Origin of the sequence: Halomonas ramblicola (genome assembly GCF_030409215.1) — a bacterium.
In the GTDB taxonomy this organism is placed as follows: domain Bacteria; phylum Pseudomonadota; class Gammaproteobacteria; order Pseudomonadales; family Halomonadaceae; genus Halomonas; species Halomonas ramblicola.
In genome coordinates, this window is the sequence record NZ_JAUFPL010000009.1 from 1 (window position 1) to 1,957 (window position 1,957).

Here is a 1,957-nt window from a genome sequence, read left to right on the forward strand (position 1 = left end):
TGTCTCGCTCAACCCGGAGCGGGAACTGCATGTCACCACGCCCGAACCAGAAAAACGGGCGGCGTGAATGAACTCAGAGACGACAACTTGCTTGACAACTACCGGCATCCGCGTGAAGCAACTTGTCACACCTGTCTCACAGCTAGAACTAGATCGAGCAACCTTTGGGGAATATGCCGATCTTCTAAATATTCCGCAAGGGCATTACCCAATATGGGTTTGCTCATCTTTTTTCCACCTTTATTAAGACTTCTAATTTTCTTCGAAAATTTACCTCCATTTTCTTGGCAGTCAGCACGAAGACTGGAAATCTCATCGACAGTCCAAGCCGGTGGTACTTCCTTTCCCGCTCCCACTAAGTATTGGCTCCAAGCAGAATGAAGCGCATCATCACTGAAAGCATCTTCAAACTCCTTTTCACCGACCACGTACTTTCTCTCGTCGGGAACATCTAGCCTATCAATCAACTCTGAAAGTTCTGGAGAGGCGTCATTGTCGTAAAGCAGATGAATATTATCTGGACTATGTAGCTCAAGAATTGCTCTAGCAAACCCTGGTATATTCGTAATACCCTTACAATTCATGACTTTTATCAGAGAAGAAGATAGAGTTTCATTGAATTTATTGAGAAAGTATGAGGGCAAAAACTTTTCTTCCGTCTCTCCCTCTACAATAACCACATGTCGTGAAAAAAATAAATATGTATTCTCAACTCCTAGCGACCTAAGCACTCCATCTGCAACATCAACTTCCTGCCTCAAATATTTTACATCACTTCGGTTATCATTATTTTCTAGCAACCTAAGCTGCCTTGGATTAACGGCATTTATTATAAAAGGCGAATGAGTCGTGAGTATTACTTGGCTCCCATTGCAAGAAAATCCCTTAACAGTATCCAAGAATTCAATTTGCGCTTTTACGTGAAGATGGGTATCTGGCTCATCAAGTAAATATATCGTTGAGGTGTCATGCTCTAGTAGAGATTGCTCTTTTTTATACTCTAATAGAGCCATTGTTACCCTTCTCTTCGTACCATCGCCTTTTTTGTCTATAGAGACCTCTTTACCGTTTTCCAAAAATTTAACTTTCGCATCAATATTTAGATCCCTTTTTTGGTAAACCGGCTCAATCTTGACCTCAGTTAAATCCGTCAAAAACATCTGCATCCTTTCAAGGATACCGGTATCAGTAATACTTTGCTCGATGCTTTGAGAGTAATTATTTATCGTTTCTTTGACAAACTCTTCGATAGTTTTACCTTCACTTATTTCTTCGTCCCATATTTCACTTTGCTTTCCCTTAAGGAACACCTCTTTGAAGAATCCCGACACATTCTCAAAGTGTTTCCCGTCAAGCTGTATATTGTTAAATGAAGGAAAAGAAGCACCCTCGATCTCTACATCTTCTCCGCCAAGCTTATCTAAAATAGACGTTCTTAGATTTCCTATATTCGAGTTTGACCTAACTGGAATTCCAAGAGTTTTCGAAATTGCTTTAATTATATCTTGGCTTTCTTCTAGGGAAGTATCTAAATCTTCAGACTGAAGCCAACCTGTCACGCTTGAAATATAATCGGGCGTGGGTATGGCGACAAGGTCGCTTTGCTCAACTAGATCTTCATTTCTTTGGTATGATTTTACAAACGCAAAGTCTTCCGTCTCGACTCTAATTTCAATTGAATTAAGATCATTATTGAAATCGTCTAACTCGACAGACCTCCCTTGAGTTATTACTTTCAAGCACTCGATAAGCGAGGATTTTCCCGCATCATTCTCTCCTACTATAATGGTAAGATCATCCTCAAAATCAACATGAAAACCTAATAAGCATCTAAAACCATTGACCGAAAGCTTGGCGGTCTCAAGTTCCAAGCGCAACGCTATTGAAGGGTGCTCGGTCCACCGACGGATTTCTTGAGCACCTCGGCGTAAACTTCCAGCGGCGTTCGCCAGTCCAG

1 protein-coding gene is annotated in these 1,957 nt (G+C 41.1%); it reads right to left on the reverse strand.

Annotation, left to right across the window (positions count from 1 at the left end; genetic code table 11):
- Positions 1–125 precede the first annotated feature (125 nt).
- Positions 126–1,877 carry an ATP-dependent nuclease gene (locus QWY80_RS01750; protein WP_435389214.1) on the reverse strand — a complete coding sequence of 584 codons (1,752 nt, stop codon included), beginning with the start codon at positions 1,875–1,877 and terminating at the stop codon, positions 126–128.
- Between the last annotated feature and the right edge of the window lie 80 nt (positions 1,878–1,957).